The following is a 16,672-nucleotide window of genomic DNA, read 5'->3' as shown; positions in this document are numbered from 1 at the left end:
CCACGGGCGCGTTCGGGCCCGAGCGGCTTACTCGTTCTCGCCGCCCAGGTGGTGCACCCGCACCATGTTGGTGGTGCCGGGCACGCCGGGGGGCGAGCCCGCGGTGATGATCATCTTGTCGCCCGCGTTGTAGCGGCCCAGCTTCGACAGCTCGGCGTCCACCAGGTCCACCATCGCGTCGGTGTGCTCCACATACGGCACGACAAAGGACTCCACGCCCCAGCTCAGCGTCAGCTGGTTACGGGTCGCGCTGTCCGTGGTGAAGGCCAGGATCGGCTGCTGGGCGCGGTAGCGGGAGAGCCGGCGGGCGGTGTCGCCGGACTTGGTGAAGGCCACCAGCGACTTGGCGCCCAGGAAGTCGGCGATCTCGCAGGCCGCGCGGGCCACCGAACCGCCCTGCGTCCGCGGCTTCTTGCCCGGCACCAGCGGCTGGAGGCCGCGCGAGAGCAGCTCCTGCTCGGCCGCCTGCACGATCCGGGACATCGTCTTGACGGTGTCGAGCGGGTAAGCGCCGACCGAGGACTCGGCGGAGAGCATGACCGCGTCCGCGCCGTCCAGGATCGCGTTGGCGACATCGGACGCCTCGGCGCGGGTCGGCCGCGAGTTGGTGATCATCGACTCCATCATCTGGGTCGCGACGATCACCGGCTTGGCGTTCCGGCGGCAGAGCTCGATCAGCCGCTTCTGCACCATCGGGACCTTCTCCAGCGGATATTCCACCGCCAGGTCGCCACGGGCCACCATGACGCCGTCGAAGGCGTCGACGACATCCTGCATATTGGCGACGGCCTGCGGCTTCTCCACCTTGGCGATCACCGGCACCCGGCGGCCCACCTCGTCCATGACGCGGTGGACGTCACGGACGTCGCCCGCGTCCCGGACGAAGGAGAGCGCCACCAGGTCGCACCCCATGGCCAGGCCGAACTTCAGGTCCTCGATGTCCTTCTCGGACAGCGCGGGCACATTGACCGCCGCACCGGGGAGGTTGATCCCCTTGTGGTCGGAGATCACCCCACCCTCGATGACGATGGTCCGCACCCGGGGACCCTCGACCGCGGTGACCCGCAGCTCGACGTTGCCGTCATTGATCAGAATCTGGTCGCCCTTGGACACATCGCCCGGCAGCCCCTTGTAGGTGGTGCCGCAGATGGTGCGGTCGCCCGGCACGTCCTCGGTGGTGATGATGAACTCGTCGCCGCGGACCAGCTCCACCGGGCCGTCGGCGAAGGTCCCCAGGCGGATCTTGGGGCCCTGGAGGTCGACGAGCACGCCGACCGCGTGGCCGGTCTCCTCGGACGCCTTGCGGACGCGGTGGTACCGCTCCTCGTGCTCCGGGTGGCTTCCGTGGCTCATATTGAAGCGGGCCACGTTCATCCCGGCCTCGATCAGTGCCTTCAACTGTTCGTAGGAGTCGACGGCGGGGCCCAGAGTGCAGACGATTTTGGAACGGCGCATGAGGCAGATCCTATCGGGTTTGTTTCGGAGCGGAATATTTAAGGCTTGGATCAAAGGGAGCAGAGCCGAGACTAGGCGCTGACCAGGTCGAACGCCTGGGTGGCGATCTCCAGCTCCTCGTCCGTGGGCACCACGGCCACCGCGACCCGGCTGCTCCCGGCGGAGATCAGCCGCGGCGTGGTGCCGCGCAGCGCGTTGCGCACCGAGTCCACCTCGATGCCGAACGCGGTGAGGCCGCGCATCGCCGCCTCCCGCACCGCCGCGGAGTTCTCCCCCACCCCGGCGGTGAAGGCGATGGCGTCCACCCGTCCGAGTACCGCGATGTACGCGCCCACATACTTGCGCAGTCGGTGAATGTAGATGTCAAAGGCCAGCTGGGCGGCCGGGTCGCCCTCGCCCATCCGGCGGCCGATCTCGCGCATGTCGTTGTCCCCGCACAACCCCAGCAGCCCGCTGCGCTTGTTGAGCAGGGTGTCGATCTCATCGGTCGACATCCCGCCCACCCGGGACAGATGAAAGATCGCCGCCGGGTCGATGTCTCCCGACCGGGTACCCATGACCAGGCCCTCCAACGGGGTCAGCCCCATCGAGGTCTCCACGCACTCCCCGCCGCGCACGGCCGAGGCACTGGCCCCGTTGCCCAGGTGCAGCACGATCGTGTTGACCTTCGAGACGTCCCTCCCCAGCAGCGCGGCCGTGGCCCGGGAGACATACGCCTGCGAGGTGCCGTGGAAGCCGTAGCGCCGCACCCCGCACCGGTCGGCGGTCTCCACGTCGATCGCATAACGCGCCGCGGCCTCCGGGATCGTCGCGTGGAAGGCGGTGTCGAAGACCGCGACCTGCGGCAGATCCGGGCGCAGCGCGCGGGCCACCCTGATCCCGGTGACGTTGGCCGGGTTGTGCAGCGGGGCCAGCGGGCTCAGCTTCTCGATCTCCTCGACCACCTCATCGGTGATCAGGGTCGGCTTCGTGAACCGAGTGCCGCCGTGCACCACCCGGTGCCCGACCGCCGCCAGCTGGGGCGAGTCGAGGCCGAGGCCCTGCCCCCTCAGGTCCTCGGAGACCTGCTTGAGGGCCGCCGCGTGGTCGGCGACGGGGCCCTCCCCGATGCGCTCCACGATGCCGGAGGCCAGCCGGGTGCGGTCGGCCATGTCCAGCAGCTGGTACTTGACGGACGAGGAGCCGGAGTTCAGGACGAGGACTCGGGAGCCGTTCACGCGGTCTGCGCCTTCTGTGTCGGGGACGTCGGGGACTGCGCCTGGATGGCGGTGATCGAAACGGTGTTGACGATGTCCTGGACGAGTGCCCCGCGGGACAGGTCGTTCACCGGCTTGCGCAGGCCCTGGAGCACCGGGCCCACCGCCACGGCGCCCGCCGAGCGCTGGACGGCCTTGTAGGTGTTGTTGCCGGTGTTCAGGTCCGGGAAGATCAGCACGGTGGCCCGGCCCGCCACCTCGGAGTCCGGCAGCTTGGTCGCCGCCACCGCCGTGTCCACCGCCGCGTCGTACTGGATCGGGCCCTCGACCAGCAGATCCGGGCGGCGCTCGCGGACCAGCTCGGTCGCCTTGCGGACCTTGTCCACGTCCGCGCCCGAGCCGGAGGTGCCGGTGGAGTACGACAGCATCGCGATCCGCGGCTCCACGCCGAACTGGGCGGCGGTCGTCGCCGACTGGATGGCGATGTCCGCGAGCTGCTCGGCGTCCGGATCCGGGTTGACCGCGCAGTCGCCGTACACCAGCACCCGGTCGGCCAGGCACATGAAGAAGACGGACGAGACGATCTCGGCGCCCGGCGCGGTCTTGATGATCTCGAAGGCGGGCCGGATGGTCGCCGCGGTGGAGTGCACGGCGCCCGAGACCATGCCGTCGGCCAGACCCTCCTGCACCATCAGGGTGCCGAAGTACGAGACGTCGGCCACCACGTCGTAGGCCAGCTCGTAGGAGACGCCCTTGTGGGCGCGGAGCCGCGCGTACTGCTCGGCGAACCGTTCCCGCAGCGGGGAGGTCTGCGGATCGACGACATCGGCGTCCGCGAGCTGGATGCCGAGCTCGGCGGCGCGCTTGCGGATCGCGTCCTCCTCGCCCAGCAGTGTGAGGTCGCACACATCGCGGCGCAGCAGGACGTCGGCGGCGCGCAGCACCCGCTCCTCGGTGCCCTCGGGGAGGACGACCCGGCGGCGGTCCGCCCGCGACCGCTCGATCAGGTCGTGCTCGAACATCATCGGCGTGACCCGGCCGGAGCGGGCCAGCGAGATGCGGCCGGTCAGCGCGGCGGTGTCCACATGGCGCTCGAAGAGGCCGAGCGCGGTCTCGGCCTTGCGCGGCGAGTCCGCGGTGAGCTTGCCCTCGATCGCGAACAGCTCGGCCGCGGTCGGGAAGGAGCCGCCCGCCACCGACGCCACCGGGGTGCCCGGGGCCAGCCGCGAGGCGAGCGCCAGGATGTCGGGGCCCGGCCGCTCGTCCAGGGTGAGCAGCACACCGGCGATCGCCGGGGCGCCCGCGCTGTGCGCGGCGAGGGCCCCGACGATCAGGTCCGCCCGGTCACCGGGCGTCACCACCAGGCAGCCCTCGGTCAGCGCGGGCAGGAAGCTCGGCAGCATCGCGCCGCCGAAGACGAAGTCCCGTACGTCCCGGGAGAGTCCGGAGTGATCTCCGAGCAGCACCTCGGCGCCGAGCGTGCGGACGATCTGCGAGACGGTCGGCGCGGAGAGCGCGGCGTCCTCGGGGAGCGCGTAGGAGGGCACGGGCAGTCGGGCGGCCAGTCGCTCGGCGATGGCCCCGCGGTCCCCGGGGGCGCCCCGGTTGACGACGACGGCGACGACGTCGCAGCCCTGCGCCTCATAGGCCCGGTAGGCGTTGTGCGCCTCGGCGACGGCCGACTCCGCGGTCTGGTTCTGGCCGCCGACCACCGTGATCACCGAGGCGCCGAACTCATTGGCCAGCCGTGCGTTCAGCCCCAGCTCGTCGGGGAGGCTGGTGGCGGCGTAGTCACTGCCCAGCACCAGGACGTACTCGTAGTCGCGGGCCACCTCGTGGAAGCGGCCGACCAGGTGCGAGACCAGCTCGTCGGCGCCCCGCTCGGCCTGGAGCGCGGCTGCCTCCTCGTAGGTCATGCCGAAGACGGACGCCGGGGGCTGGCTCAGCCGGTAGCGGGCCCGCAGAAGATCGAAGAGGCGGTCGGGGCCGTCGTGCACGAGGGGGCGGAAGACGCCGACCCGGTCGACGTGGCGGGTCAGGAGCTCCATGACCCCCAGCTCGACGACCTGACGTCCATCGCCGCGTTCGATCCCGGTCACGTACACGCTGCGCGTCACGCGTGCTCTCCGTTTCTTTGCCGTTCCTCGGCGTTTTCCCGGTGTGCGCCCTTCGGGCACAATTCAGCCATATCGGAGGGCCCAGTCCCCTTGACAATACTCGTGGGCCTGGTTAGCGCGCTCGTCAGCATGAGGGATACAGCACCACCCCGCCCATGAAACAATCGGACTGGCTCAGATCTACCCGTAGGGAGCAGGAGACACAGCACGATGCGCATCGGAGTTCTCACCGCAGGCGGCGACTGCCCCGGCCTGAACGCTGTGATCCGGTCGGTTGTCCACCGCGCCGTGGCCGGCCACGGTGACGAGGTCATCGGGTTCGAGGACGGCTTCAAGGGCCTGCTCGACGGCCGTCACCGCAAGCTCGACCTCGACGCCGTCAGCGGCATCCTCGCCCGCGGCGGCACCATCCTCGGCTCCTCCCGGCTGGAGCGCGCCCGGCTGCGCGAGGCGTGCGAGACCTCCAGGGACCACGCCCGCGACTACGGCATAGACGTGCTGATCCCGATCGGCGGCGAGGGCACCCTCACCGCGGCCCGCATGCTCTCGGACGTGGGCCTGCCGATCGTCGGCGTGCCGAAGACGATCGACAACGACATCTCCTCCACCGACCGCACGTTCGGCTTCGACACCGCCGTCGGCGTCGCCACCGAGGCCATGGACCGGCTCAAGACCACCGCCGAGTCGCATCAGCGGGTCATGGTCGTCGAGGTCATGGGGCGCCACGCGGGCTGGATCGCGCTGGAGTCCGGCATGGCGGGCGGCGCCCACGGCATCTGCCTGCCGGAGCGGCCCTTCGAGGTCGACGGGCTGGTGAAGATGATCGAGGAGCGCTTCGCCCGCGGCAAGAAGTTCGCGGTCATCTGCGTCGCCGAGGGCGCGCATCCCGCCGAGGGCTCCATGGAGTACCAGAAGGGCGAGATCGACCAGTACGGCCATGAGCGTTTCGCCGGGATCGGCAACCGGCTCGCGGCCGAGCTGGAGCGGCGCCTGGGCAAGGAGGCCCGTCCGGTCATCCTCGGCCATGTGCAGCGCGGCGGCACCCCCACCGCGTACGACCGCGTGCTGGCCACCCGCTTCGGCTGGCACGCCGTCGAGGCCGCGCACCGCGGCGACTTCGGCATGATGACCGCGCTGCGCGGCACGGACATCACGATGGTGCCGATCGCCGATGCCGTCTCCGAGCTCAAGACCGTCCCCGCGAACCGCATGGACGAGGCCGAATCCGTCTTCTGAACCGGCTCTTGATACTGTCCCGGCCCTGATCTCGGGGGACACGGGATCGAGGGGGACAAGAGGGGATGAGGGAGCAACGGGCGGGATGCGTCGGTTATGGGACCGGGTGCGGCCATCGGCGGCCCGTCATGCCTTGACGGCGCCGCCCAGCGCGAAGCCGCCGCCCAGACGGCGGGAGATCAGCACATAGAGCAGGACCACCGGCGTGGAGTAGAGGATCGAGAAGGCGGCCAGCTGGCCGTAGACCACTTGGCCGTAGTTGCCGAAGAAGGTGAAGATCGAGACGGACGCCGGAAGTTGCTCGGGGGAGAGCAGCAGCATGAAGGGGACGAAGAAGTTGCCCCACATCATGATGAAGCTGTAGATCATCACCACCGTGATCCCCGGCCCCATCAGCGGCAGGATCACGCGCGTGAGGCTCTGCAGCCATGACGCGCCGTCCGTCCACGCCGCCTCCTCCAGGATCACCGGCACCCCGTCCATGAAGTTCTTCATCAGCCAGATGGCGAAGGGGAGTTGGGACGCGGCCAGGAAGAGGGCCGTGCCCGACATGGTGTCGATCAGGTCCACCTGCACGAAGAGGCCGTAGACCGGGACCATGATCGCGGTGATCGGCAGACAGGTGGTGAACAGCACCGTCAGCAGATAGGGGCGCACCAGACGGGAGCGGAAGCGGGAGAGCGGATAGGCGGCCAGCGCCGCGCACGCGACCGTCAGCACGGTCGCGCCGCCGCACAGCAGCAGGCTGTTCAGCATGGGCGTGAAGGTGATCTCGTCCGTCCACACCGCCGAGAAGTTGTCGAGCGTGGGGGAGCCGGGCGCCGAGACCCGCAAGGTCGCCTCGCTGTCGACGCCGGCCAGCAGCAGCCACGCCAGCGGAAGGAGAAACGCCGCCGCGACCGCCAGCAGCGCGGTGTCGGCGGCCAGCCGGCGGCGGACGCGGGAGGACCAGGGGGGACGGGGCCAGGGATCACGGGAGAGTGCGGACAACCTGGGACCTCCTCGCGCGGCGAGCGCAGTCGATCAGCGTCCCGTCCATGAAACCGGTTGCCCCACCGTGGCGGAAGAGCGGTGCACCGCCCAGGACCCAAGGGGGCTACGGGCGGCCGGAGACGGTCGAGGTGACGCCCACCGGCTGATCGTTCCTCAGCTGGCCGAAGAGCCGCTTCGCCGCCGTCATGTCCCACTTCACGGCGCTGCCCTTCGAGGTCGCGAAGCCGAGATCGGACACCGGGACGTTGAGCCGCTTGCCGTCGCCCGAGGTGACGCCTTTCATCGCCTGGAACAGGGACATGAGGTTTCGCAGGCCCATGTCCTTGTCCACGGTGAGCGTGTCCAGGCCCGCGTTCATGGTCGGGAAGGCCGCGAACGGGTTGGCCAGGACGCCCGGGGTGGCCGCCTTGTTCGCGAGGGCGGCCAGGAACTTCTGCTGGTTCCGGGTACGTCCCAGGTCGCCCTTGGCCTCCTGGTGGCGCTGGCGGACGAAGGCGAGGGCCTTCGCGCCGTCGAGGGTGTGGCAGCCCTTCTTCAGGTCAAGGCCGGACTTGTCGTCCCTGACATCCCGCGCCACGCACATCCGCACGCCACCGACCGAGTCCACGATGTTCACGAAGCCGGCGAAGCCGATCTCGGCGTAGTGGTCGATGTGCAGCCCGGTGTTGCGCTCGATGGTCGCGACCAGCAGGTCGGGGCCGCCCATCGCGTAGGCAGCGTTCAGCTTGTTCTGCTCCGCGGGGTAGAGCCGGCCGGTCTGGGGGCGGACGAACGAGGGGATGGTCACCCAGGAGTCGCGCGGGAGGCTCATCATCGTGGTGCCGTTCGCGCCGGTGTGCAGCACCATCATCGAGTCGGTGCGGCTGCCCTCGGCCGAGCCGGTGCGAAGGTTCTTCCTGGCCTGGTCGGAGAGGCCGGCACGGCTGTCGGAGCCCACGATGAGGTAGTTGGTGCCCTTGCCGGGCGGCGGGCGGTCCGGGACCGTGGAGAGGTCGACCTGGCGGTTGAGCTCGGTGTCGGCCCAGACGTAGGTGCCCCCAGAGGCGATCAGCAGCGCGGAGACCAGGACGATCGCCGCACGGGTGACCCGGCGGCGCCGGCTGAGGCGCTCCTTGGGGGCCCGTCGCCTGACGGTGGGGGCGGGCGGGGGAGGGGGCTCGGGGGCGTGGGTCTCCTCGCTCGTCCGGTAGGGGGCCGGCCGGATGGGGGTGCTCCGGGTCCCCGTGGGCATGCCCTGGGCCCCCGTCGTGGGCATGCTCTGGGCCCCCGTCGTGGGCATGCTCTGGGCCTCGGCCGCGGGCATGCTCTGCGTCTCCGCCGTGGAGATCTCCCAGGCCCGCGCCGACGCCGACTCCGCCTGCCGCGGCCCGGCGTGCGCCGACCGCTGCCCCTCCTGCCCGGTGATGACGCCTGTCGGCCGCACTCCGCCGCCGTGCCGGTTCCCGTCCACCCACCCGTTCAACCGCTCAGTCATGGTTGGCAGTCTCCAGTCGCGCGAGCCTGCCCGCCGGACGTTCATAGAGGAAGAACAACTTCCGTACGGCCTTGAACGCCGGTGTGGTCATCGGCCGTAGGTCATAGGTCATTTGGATGTCAGGCTCCGGTGCGCGGGTGCCCGGCCCAGCTCCTGGGCGGCCGTCCCGGAGCGCTTCATGCGGTGCCACGTCAGCCGGGCGCCGAGCAGCAGGGCGACCACGGACTGGATGACCACCAGATACATCAGCTGCCGGTAGACGAAGAGCTGGAAGGGCATCGACCACAGCGACCGCATCCGCTCGCCGTCCAGCCGCAGCGCGTATCCGGCGCAGACCACCTGGACGGCGAGGAAGGCGAACCACACCCCGGCCGACTGCAGGGGGTCCTGGAAGAGCGCCCCGTACAGGAAGAAGAGGTCCACCACGGGCGCGAGCAGCGGCAGCACGACCTGGAAGAGCAGGAGATAGCTCAGCCCGCGGCGACCGAACCGGCCCACCGAGCCCAGTGAGACCACGGCGCGGCGATGTTTCCACATGGCCTGGAGCGTGCCGTAGCCCCAGCGGTACCGCTGTCGCCAGAGCTGGCGCAGGGAGGTGGGGACCTCGGTCCAGGCGACGGCGGTCTCCTCGTAGACCACTCGCCAGCCGGCCCGCCACAGGGCCATGGTGAGGTCGGTGTCCTCGGCGAGGGTGTCCTCGCTGACCCCGCCGACGCCCATCAGCGCGTCCCGCCGGAAGGCGCCGATGGCGCCGGGAACGGTCGGCATGCACTCCAGCACCTCGAACATCCGGCGGTCGAGGTTGAACCCGAAGACGTACTCCAGATGCTGCCATCTGCCGAGCAGACCGCGCCGGTTGCCGACCTTGGTGTTGCCGCTGACCGCGCCGATGGCCGGGTGGGCGAGCGGCTGGATGAGCTGGTGGATGGCGTCGGGTTCGAAGACGGTGTCGGCGTCGACCATGACCACGATGTCGTGCCCGGTATGCGCAAGCCCGGTGTTGAGGGCGGCTGCCTTGCCGGCGTTGGGCTGGCGGATCACCAGCACCCGCGGGTCGCCGGTCCGGGCGGCGATGTCGGCCGTGCGGTCCGTCGACCCGTCGTCGATCACGATGATCTGGAGGTGCTGGTGGGTGGAGGCGAGCAGCGAACGGATGGTGGCCTCGATGCCCGCCTCTTCGTTGTACGCCGGGATGAGCACCGTCACTGGGTCGTTCACCTCCCGGAGCCACGGAGCGCCGGGGCGGAAGCGGGTGAGACGCCGGACATGGGTGCGGGCGAAGAGGGTGAGCATCAGCAGCCGCAGCACCCCCAGCGCGCCCGCGATCCCCAGCACCCACGTCATGGTGGTCACAAAGGCGCGGCCGATGGCCGCGACCCAGATCAGGCCCACGCCCTGCCAGTGTTCGAACGGGGAGGCCGAGATGTCGACCGGGGGCACGCCGAGTCCGCCCGTCACGGTGGTGAACCTCTTGACCCGCGGGTTGTTCAGCAGCTTTTCCGTCTGTTGGTACGCGCTCTCGGTCTGGCTGAACTGCCGGACCACTCCCTGCGAAGGCTTCTTGGCCGAGGTGTCGGCGGCGACCAGCGCGTAGCCCTGCGCGGCGCCCCGCCGCGCCGCCTCCCACTCGTCGCCGCACAGCGTGCTCACATCGGTGGTCAGCGGCATCCGCAGCAGCCTCGGCTCCTTGTCCACGGTGCCGGCCAGCGCCGACTCGGTGAGGGACAACTCCAGGCCGGCGCGGCCGGAGGACGCGCTGCCCAGGTCGGCGCCGGTGTAGGTGTTGGAGCCGATCTCATGGCCCTCGTCGCGGATCCGCCGTACCAGGTCCGGATACCGCGCCGCCTGGGAGCCGTAGAGGAAGAAGGTCGCGTGTGCTTTCCGCTTGTGCAGCAGGTCGAGCAGGCGCGGTGTCCACACGGGGTCGGGCCCGCCGTCGTAGGTGAGCGCGACCGTTCCGGCAGGCATGCTCACGGACGTCACCCGTTCGCCGTTGATCTGCACCACCGGGCCGCCGCCCGCCACGGCCCTGGGCACGGGGCTGGTGCAGGGGCGCCGTGTCTTCGCGGCGTCGACCTCGTGATTGGTCCAGCCCTGGAACATCAGCAAGGCGAACATGACGGGCAGGACGAGGGCAAGCAGCAGCCAGTGCGCTCGTGGGTCACGGGACCGCTTGTGCCGGCCTCCTCGGTACTCGTGGCTCATTGGGTCTCAACGTAGTGAACAGAGATCACCTTGCCGGGGGGAGCTTGCGGGACCTTGCGGTTACGGATAAGAATCCGCCACTGGCCCCCTCCGGGCCGCCGCATCACGTAGGGTTCGCGAGCGCGACCCGGCCGCGCGCGGCGCTCACGCGGCGAGGCGGGTGTAACGCCCCTTCCCGGTCTTCCCTTTCCTTGCCTTTCGTTGCCGTCCCTTCCCTGTCCGGCCCTGTCCGATAACAAGCGGTACTCCGGGCGGGCTCTGCTTGACTGGCGCGTATGACCTCCGGGTTCGAGACGACCAGGCCCACGCCCATCGACTACCTCGACCGGCTGACCGCGACCGACGCCGGGCGCGGATACAAGCAGCGGATGGCGGAGGTCTTCGACCTCCGCCCCGGCCACACCGCCCTCGACGTGGGCTGCGGCCCCGGCACCGACCTGCTCGCCCTGGCCGAGGCGGTCGGCCACACCGGGTCGGTGGTCGGTGTCGATCACGATCAGGAGATGGTCGAGCGGGCCGCGCGCCGCACCGCCGCCCACCCCCGGGTCGAGGTGCGGCGCGGCGATGTCCACTCCCTGCCGCTGGACGACGCCACCGCCGACCGTGCCCGTACGGACCGGGTGCTGCAACACGTTGAGGACCCGTCGGGGGCCCTCGCCGAGATCCATCGCGTGCTGCGGCCCGGCGGGCGGCTGGTCATGGGCGAGCCGGACTGGGACACCCTGGCCATCGACCACCCGGACCTGGAAGTCTCACGCGCCTACACCCGCCATATCGTCGAGCGGGTGGTGCGCAACGCCGCCATCGGCCGCCAACTGGCCCGGCTCGCCGCCCGGGCCGGCTTCGGCGTCCCGGAGGTCGTCCCGGTCACCCAGATCTTCCGCGACGTCCGCGCGGCGGACAAGATCCTCGGCCTGGAGCGCACCACCCGCCGGGCCGTCCGCGCGGGATACCTGACGAGTGATCAGGCACGCAGGTGGCTGGATCACCTCGCCCATGGGCCGTTCCTCGCCTCGGTGACGCTGCACATCGTGGTGGCGGACGTGTAGCCGACCAGCCGACCACCCGGCCCGCCTGGCTCAGCCCGCCGTCGCGAAGGCGTTCACGCCGGTGAGGTCGGCCGACAGGCGCCACAGCCGCTCCGCCGTCCCCGGGTCCGTCGCATACGTACGGACGCCCGCGATGAGCTCCCCCTCGCCAGCCGGCTCGGCGATGTCGCAGTCCTCGCAGTAGACGCCGCCCGCGCCCGCCAGCTGGGGAGACGTCGCCGCCCACACCTGGGTCGCCGCGCCCTGTTCGGGGGTTTTGAAGGAGGCCGCCCAGGTGCCGTTCTCGTTTATCCACCCGGCGGCGACCATCTCCTCCTTGGGCACATGGCGGGCCAGCTGGGTGGCGATGGTGCCGGGATGGACCGAGAAGGCGCGGACGCCGGCGTCGCGGCCGAGGGCGTCGAGCCCGACGGCGAACAGGGCGTTGGCCGTCTTGGCCTGGCCGTATGCCCGCCACTTGTCGTATCCCCGGGCGAACTGCGGGTCCTCCCAGTGGATGTCCGAGAGCTGATGGCCGTTGGAGGACACCGAGACCACGCGTCCCCCGCCCCGCTCGCCACCCTGGGCGATCGCGGGCCACAGCCGGTTGACGAGGGCGTAGTGGCCGAGGTGGTTGACGGCGAACTGGGCCTCCCAGCCGGGCCCGACCCGGGTCTCCGGGCAGGCCATGATCCCGGCGTTGTTGATCACCAGATCGATGGGACGGCCGGAGGCGAGGAGGCGGTCGGCGAAGGCGCGGATGCTGTCGAGGTCGACGAGGTCCATTTCGTCGACCTCCACGCCCTCGATGCCGGCGAGGGCCTCCTCGGCGGTCGCCCGCCGCCGCGCGGGGACCATGACCGTCGCCCCGGCGCGGGCGAGCGCCCGTGTCGTCTCCAGTCCGAGGCCCGAGTAGCCGCCGGTCACGACCGCGAACGTATCCGTGAGGTCGATCCCGCGCAGAACCTCCTCCGTGGTGCTCCGGGCGCCGAAGCCCGAGCCGATCCGGTGCTGGGGTGTTGTCATGCGGCGAAGCTATGGCTTGAAGCGCGCTCAAGGTCACCGCACGGGCCATGCCGCGGGCGGGTTCACTCCGGTGCGCCCGCCATGGCCCGTATTGATATGCCCGCAACAATCGGCTTCTACGGTGGTGATCCATGACCACCGTCACTCGTCCCACACCCCGAACGGCCGTCGTCCTGGCGGCCGTTCTCGTCCTCGTCGCGGCCGTAGTGGGCCTTGGCCCGCTCTCGTACGCCTCCGGCGACGACGCCAAGGGCAGATTCACGGTCCGCGCCCTCGTCATCACCATGTTCCCCGGGGAGACCAAGCCCTGGCTGGAACGGGAGTCCCTGCCCCGCACCATCGAGGCGCCCGGGGCCTCCGGCCCCCTGCACTGCTCGGAGGACGGACTGTGCGTCACCACCACCGGCATGGGCAAGGTCAACGCCGCCGCGAGCATGACGGCCATCCTGGACAGCCACCGGCTGGACCTGAGCCGGGCGTACTTCCTCACCTCCGGCATCGGCGGCACGCCCCCGGACCACGGCACCCTGGGCTTCGCGGCCTGGGCCCGCTGGGTCGTCGACTACGACCTCGGCCACCATGTCTCAGCCGCCACCGACCCCACCGTCCCGCACGGCTACCTCAAGGGCGACACGACCGGCACCAACGTCTTCCGCCTCGACGACCGTCTGGTCGACACCGCCTATCGCCTGACCAAGGACATCAAGCTGGCCGACAGCGACCAGGCCGCCGAGAACCGCCGCCACTACCGGGGGCAGGCCGGCAGGACCCCGTACGTCGACATCTGCGACACGGTGACCGGAGACAACTTCTGGACCGGCCGCGACCAGTCCGAGCGGGCGCGGTACATCACCGACCAGTGGACGGAGGGCCGAGGCGACTACTGCACAACCCAGATGGAGGACAACGCCACCGCCGCCGTCCTCGCCCGCCACGGCCACCTGGACCACTACCTCGACCTGCGCACCGCCAGCGACTTCGACCAGCCGTATCCAGGACAGAGCGCCAAGGAGGCACTGTCGGCCTTTCCCGGCTTCCGGATCTCCGTCGAGAACGCCTACCGGGTCGGCTCCACGGTGGCCCACCATCTGACGGAGCACGGCGGGTGAGCCCTGTGCTGGGAGTTACGGTTGGACGGGCTTGTGCGCCAGGAGGCAGAAGTGTTGCCTCTTCAGCCCCACGGGCTCCTGCTCCAGCCGTGCGGTGACGACGAACCCGGCCTCGGCCAGGAGCCCGGCCAGCCGGTGCGGTGGCAGACGGTACGACTCGTACGAGACCGGATGGCCATACGCCCGCGCGGGCCGCAGACGCTCATCACCGACGGCACCCCCCAGCAGCAGACGGCCGCCGGGCGCGAGCGTGCGGTGGAACTCGGCGAACACCCCCGGAAGCTGCTCCGGTGGCGTGTGATGGGTGGAGTAGAAGGCCAGGACACCCCCCAGCTCACCGTCCCGGAGGTCCAGCGCGGTCATCGAGCCCACCGTGAACCGCAGACCGGGGTGGGCCTGGCGGGCCAGCTCGATCATCTTCGGCGACAGATCGATGCCGCGTGCGGACACCCCCAGAGTGTCCAGGTACGCCGTCACCTTTCCGGGTCCGCATCCGATGTCCGCCACCGGCCCGAGACCGTCGCCCCGCACGAGCTCGGCGAACGCGGCCAGCATCGCGCGGGTCAGCGGATCCAGCTCGGCCGGGGACTTGACCTGTTGGGCGTAGTCGGCGGCGACGGTGTCGTACGACTCCCGGACGGCGGTCAGGTAGGAGGGCTCGGTCATGCCGGTAACCCTAAGCGGATGCGGTGAAGTTCGCCGCTGATCCCTCGCCGTTCGGCCTGGTCGAGGGCTTGGACGCCGAGAAGGATCAGCACTTGACTTCGCCGTAACCGCTTAGACCGCGTACCGCGTTTTTTCGGGGCGAGTGGGTCAGGGCTCGGCCACGTCCAGCTCAGCCCAGATTTCCTTGCCGACGATCCGGGTGCGGACGCCCCATCGGGCGGCCAGGGCGCGGACGATGAGCAGGCCGCGGCCGTTCTTGTCGGCGGGGGACGGGCGGCGTGGGCGGGGGAGGCGTTCGCCCCTGGGATCGGTGACGGCGATGCGCAGGCGGGCCTTGGTGAGGGTGAGCTGGACACGGAAGAGGCGTCCGGGGACCTGGCCATGCCGTACGGCGTTGGTGCCCAGCTCGGACACGATGAGTGCGGCGTCTTCGGCGAGGGCCGGATGCCCCCACTCGGCGACCATGCGCGCGGCGTAGTGGCGGGCTCGGGTCACGCTTATCGGAGTCGGGACGTAGTCGACGCGGCCCTCTTGGACGACGGGGTCGTTGTGGTCGGGGATCCGGGGGTCTTGGGGCGCGAAAGCCATCGCGTACCTCCAGTGGGCAGGGCGGAGCGGAGCCGCCAACTGACGTCCCTGTGCGAGCGGTTCATCACGGACCGTAGCCCCGGCATGGAGATCATTACAAGTTCCTCTTGGAGGAATTCCCTCGATCTGGTTTGCGGCGGCGGCCCCATGAGGCCAGACTGTGCGCGTGACGACAAGTCAGCCGATGCAGGGCAACAGCACATCGACCGTTCTGGGACGCAGGCTCGGTGGCGAGCTGACCAAGCTCCGCACAGCGGCGGGCCTGACCCAGACCCACGCCGCGAAGGTCCTTACCGGATCCACCACCAAGGTCGCGAAGATGGAGGGTGGCTGGGTTCCGATGCGCGACCCGGACATCCGCGCGTTGTGCGAGCTGTACGGCGCGAACGACCCTGCGACGGTGGGCATGCTGCTGGAGTTGGCGCGTATCGACCGCGAGCGTCGCAAGGCCAAGGGCTGGTGGAACGACGTACCGCTCACCAACACGATGAGGGAGTACGTGCCGCTGGAGAGCGCTGCCACCGCGATCAAGGCTTGGCAGGTTTCGTTCGTTCCGGGCCTGCTCCAGACTGCTGGGTACGTACGGGTGCTACGGCGCTTCGCGCTACCGGATGAGCATCCTGATGAGACCGAGAGGTTCGTTGCTTCCAGGGTGGCGCGACAGCAGCGGCTTTCCGGGGAGTCACCGCCTTCTCTCTGGACCATCATTCCGGAGGCCGCGCTGCGCATCCCCGCGATTGAACCGGAGATGCTCCGTGCGCAGTTGGTGAGCATCCTGGACTGGGGAGAGCGGCCCAATGTCACGGTGCAAGTGCTCCCGTTCAGCGCTGGCTTTGCCGAGGGGCTGTCTGGCTCCTTCAACGTGCTCTCGTTCGCCGAGCCGGGAGCCATGGACGTGGTCTACGTGGAGTCGTCGCACTCTTACGTGTGGGTTGAGGGTGGCGATGGTGCTGCTCAACACGTAAGAATCTTCGAGAAGACGGCGCAGCGCGCCCTCCGCGATTCCGACTCCCGAGCCTTCATCGAGGCCCTCATCAAGGAAGTCTGAGCAGTGACAGCTTTCGCTTTCCGCAAGTCAAGTCACAGTGACCCATATGAGGAGTGCGTCGAGGTGGCCACCAACGTCCCCGCCACCGTGGCCATGCGCGACTCAAAGCGCCCCGACGGTTCCATACTCCGGTGCACACCCACGGCCTGGGCGGCCTTCCGGGCCGCCCTGATCGAGGGGCGGATCGGTTAGGCGGGCCGAGCCCGTGACTATGCTGGCGCCCGCGTGGCTGGTGCGAACACGTGCGCTGGTCGGTAACAAGGGAAAGAGCGGGGTGGGGACGCGTGGCCAAGCCTGTGCGTGCGGCTATCGGGGACACGTGGATCACGTGCACGTTCTGCCAGGGTGATCTGTTCCGGGACCGTGAGGTGAAGCTCAACAGCTCCGCCGCGGAGTTCCTGAACTTCGCCTGGGCGAACGAGTCGGCCACCGGGTTGATCTGCTGGAGCTGCGGCTACGTCCATCTGTTCGTCAACAAGGACCTCGACCTGTACAAGGTCAAGAAGGGCGAGGCGTGATGGGGGCGGGGCG

Annotated in this window: 15 protein-coding genes; 6 read left to right on the top strand and 9 right to left on the bottom strand. The window is 69.9% G+C overall.

Going from position 1 to position 16,672, the window contains the following annotated elements; all coding sequences use genetic code 11:
• Positions 1-27: 27 nt before the first annotated feature.
• The 3 genes from pyk to pta form a co-directional block, all read right to left on the bottom strand.
• On the bottom strand, positions 28-1,455 hold the full coding sequence (gene pyk / locus ABZU99_RS00595; protein WP_355951192.1) for a pyruvate kinase: 1,428 nt from the start codon (positions 1,453-1,455) through the stop codon (positions 28-30).
• 71 nt (positions 1,456-1,526) lie between these two features.
• On the bottom strand, positions 1,527-2,672 hold the full coding sequence (locus tag ABZU99_RS00590; RefSeq protein ID WP_355951195.1) for an acetate kinase: 1,146 nt from the start codon (positions 2,670-2,672) through the stop codon (positions 1,527-1,529).
• Positions 2,669-4,768 (bottom strand): phosphate acetyltransferase, encoded by a 2,100-nt coding sequence (gene pta / locus ABZU99_RS00585; RefSeq protein ID WP_356044396.1) that lies wholly within the window; start codon positions 4,766-4,768, stop codon positions 2,669-2,671. Before pta ends, ABZU99_RS00590 begins: the two co-directional genes overlap by 4 nt.
• 210 nt (positions 4,769-4,978) lie before the next feature.
• Between pta and ABZU99_RS00580 the strand changes: the two genes are divergently transcribed.
• Positions 4,979-6,004, top strand: coding sequence for an ATP-dependent 6-phosphofructokinase (locus ABZU99_RS00580; RefSeq protein WP_355951201.1), 1,026 nt, complete (start codon positions 4,979-4,981; stop codon positions 6,002-6,004).
• A 126-nt stretch (positions 6,005-6,130) separates the two neighbouring features.
• Here the strand turns inward: ABZU99_RS00580 and ABZU99_RS00575 are convergent, their stop codons facing one another.
• From ABZU99_RS00575 to ABZU99_RS00565, 3 genes are all read right to left on the bottom strand, one after another.
• Complete coding sequence (locus tag ABZU99_RS00575; RefSeq protein WP_356044399.1) at positions 6,131-6,994, bottom strand: carbohydrate ABC transporter permease; 864 nt, start codon at positions 6,992-6,994, stop codon at positions 6,131-6,133.
• Positions 6,995-7,100: 106 nt separating this feature from the next.
• Complete coding sequence (locus ABZU99_RS00570) at positions 7,101-8,471, bottom strand: LCP family protein (protein WP_356044402.1); 1,371 nt, start codon at positions 8,469-8,471, stop codon at positions 7,101-7,103.
• 108 nt (positions 8,472-8,579) lie between these two features.
• Positions 8,580-10,676: a bifunctional polysaccharide deacetylase/glycosyltransferase family 2 protein gene (locus ABZU99_RS00565; RefSeq protein WP_356044405.1), complete on the bottom strand. Its 2,097-nt coding sequence runs from the start codon at positions 10,674-10,676 to the stop codon at positions 8,580-8,582.
• A gap of 275 nt (positions 10,677-10,951) precedes the next feature.
• Between ABZU99_RS00565 and ABZU99_RS00560 the strand changes: the two genes are divergently transcribed.
• Positions 10,952-11,725 (top strand): methyltransferase domain-containing protein, encoded by a 774-nt coding sequence (locus tag ABZU99_RS00560; protein WP_356044408.1) that lies wholly within the window; start codon positions 10,952-10,954, stop codon positions 11,723-11,725.
• A 30-nt stretch (positions 11,726-11,755) separates the two neighbouring features.
• Here the strand turns inward: ABZU99_RS00560 and ABZU99_RS00555 are convergent, their stop codons facing one another.
• Positions 11,756-12,730: an SDR family NAD(P)-dependent oxidoreductase gene (locus ABZU99_RS00555; RefSeq protein WP_356044410.1), complete on the bottom strand. Its 975-nt coding sequence runs from the start codon at positions 12,728-12,730 to the stop codon at positions 11,756-11,758.
• 131 nt (positions 12,731-12,861) lie between these two features.
• On the opposite strand from ABZU99_RS00555, the gene ABZU99_RS00550 reads away from it, so the two are divergent.
• The gene (locus ABZU99_RS00550; RefSeq protein ID WP_356044413.1) at positions 12,862-13,839 is read left to right on the top strand and encodes a purine nucleoside permease; all 978 of its coding nucleotides are present in this window, start codon (positions 12,862-12,864) and stop codon (positions 13,837-13,839) included.
• Positions 13,840-13,854: 15 nt separating this feature from the next.
• Here the strand turns inward: ABZU99_RS00550 and ABZU99_RS00545 are convergent, their stop codons facing one another.
• Both ABZU99_RS00545 and ABZU99_RS00540 read right to left on the bottom strand, forming a co-directional pair.
• Positions 13,855-14,505: a class I SAM-dependent methyltransferase gene (locus tag ABZU99_RS00545; protein ID WP_356044416.1), complete on the bottom strand. Its 651-nt coding sequence runs from the start codon at positions 14,503-14,505 to the stop codon at positions 13,855-13,857.
• Between the two features lie 147 nt (positions 14,506-14,652).
• A complete protein-coding gene (locus tag ABZU99_RS00540; protein ID WP_356044419.1) occupies positions 14,653-15,093 on the bottom strand; it encodes an ATP-binding protein in 441 nt (146 codons plus the stop codon).
• A 166-nt stretch (positions 15,094-15,259) separates the two neighbouring features.
• On the opposite strand from ABZU99_RS00540, the gene ABZU99_RS00535 reads away from it, so the two are divergent.
• The 3 genes from ABZU99_RS00535 to ABZU99_RS00525 all read left to right on the top strand — a co-directional run bounded on the left by ABZU99_RS00535 (position 15,260) and on the right by ABZU99_RS00525 (position 16,659).
• A complete protein-coding gene (locus ABZU99_RS00535) occupies positions 15,260-16,141 on the top strand; it encodes a helix-turn-helix transcriptional regulator (protein WP_356044422.1) in 882 nt (293 codons plus the stop codon).
• Positions 16,142-16,144: 3 nt separating this feature from the next.
• Positions 16,145-16,333, top strand: coding sequence for a DUF397 domain-containing protein (locus ABZU99_RS00530; RefSeq protein WP_356044425.1), 189 nt, complete (start codon positions 16,145-16,147; stop codon positions 16,331-16,333).
• A 92-nt stretch (positions 16,334-16,425) separates the two neighbouring features.
• The gene (locus tag ABZU99_RS00525; protein WP_356044427.1) at positions 16,426-16,659 is read left to right on the top strand and encodes a hypothetical protein; all 234 of its coding nucleotides are present in this window, start codon (positions 16,426-16,428) and stop codon (positions 16,657-16,659) included.
• Positions 16,660-16,672 lie beyond the last annotated feature (13 nt).

Source organism: Streptomyces sp. NPDC005266, assembly GCF_040607655.1.
GTDB lineage: Bacteria > Actinomycetota > Actinomycetes > Streptomycetales > Streptomycetaceae > Streptomyces.
This window is presented reverse-complemented; position numbering and strand designations above follow the sequence as displayed.

Bases quoted from the DNA above. Each gene is read 5' to 3' on its own strand.
- pyk (WP_355951192.1), bottom strand. From the start codon at position 1,455: ATGCGCCGTTCCAAAATCGTCTGCACTCTGGGCCCCGCCGTCGACTCC.
- ABZU99_RS00580 (WP_355951201.1), top strand. From the start codon at position 4,979: ATGCGCATCGGAGTTCTCACCGCAGGCGGCGACTGCCCCGGCCTGAAC.
- ABZU99_RS00570 (WP_356044402.1), bottom strand. From the start codon at position 8,471: ATGACTGAGCGGTTGAACGGGTGGGTGGACGGGAACCGGCACGGCGGC.
- ABZU99_RS00565 (WP_356044405.1), bottom strand. From the start codon at position 10,676: ATGAGCCACGAGTACCGAGGAGGCCGGCACAAGCGGTCCCGTGACCCA.
- ABZU99_RS00560 (WP_356044408.1), top strand. From the start codon at position 10,952: ATGACCTCCGGGTTCGAGACGACCAGGCCCACGCCCATCGACTACCTC.
- ABZU99_RS00555 (WP_356044410.1), bottom strand. From the start codon at position 12,730: ATGACAACACCCCAGCACCGGATCGGCTCGGGCTTCGGCGCCCGGAGC.
- ABZU99_RS00550 (WP_356044413.1), top strand. From the start codon at position 12,862: ATGACCACCGTCACTCGTCCCACACCCCGAACGGCCGTCGTCCTGGCG.
- ABZU99_RS00545 (WP_356044416.1), bottom strand. From the start codon at position 14,505: ATGACCGAGCCCTCCTACCTGACCGCCGTCCGGGAGTCGTACGACACC.
- ABZU99_RS00540 (WP_356044419.1), bottom strand. From the start codon at position 15,093: ATGGCTTTCGCGCCCCAAGACCCCCGGATCCCCGACCACAACGACCCC.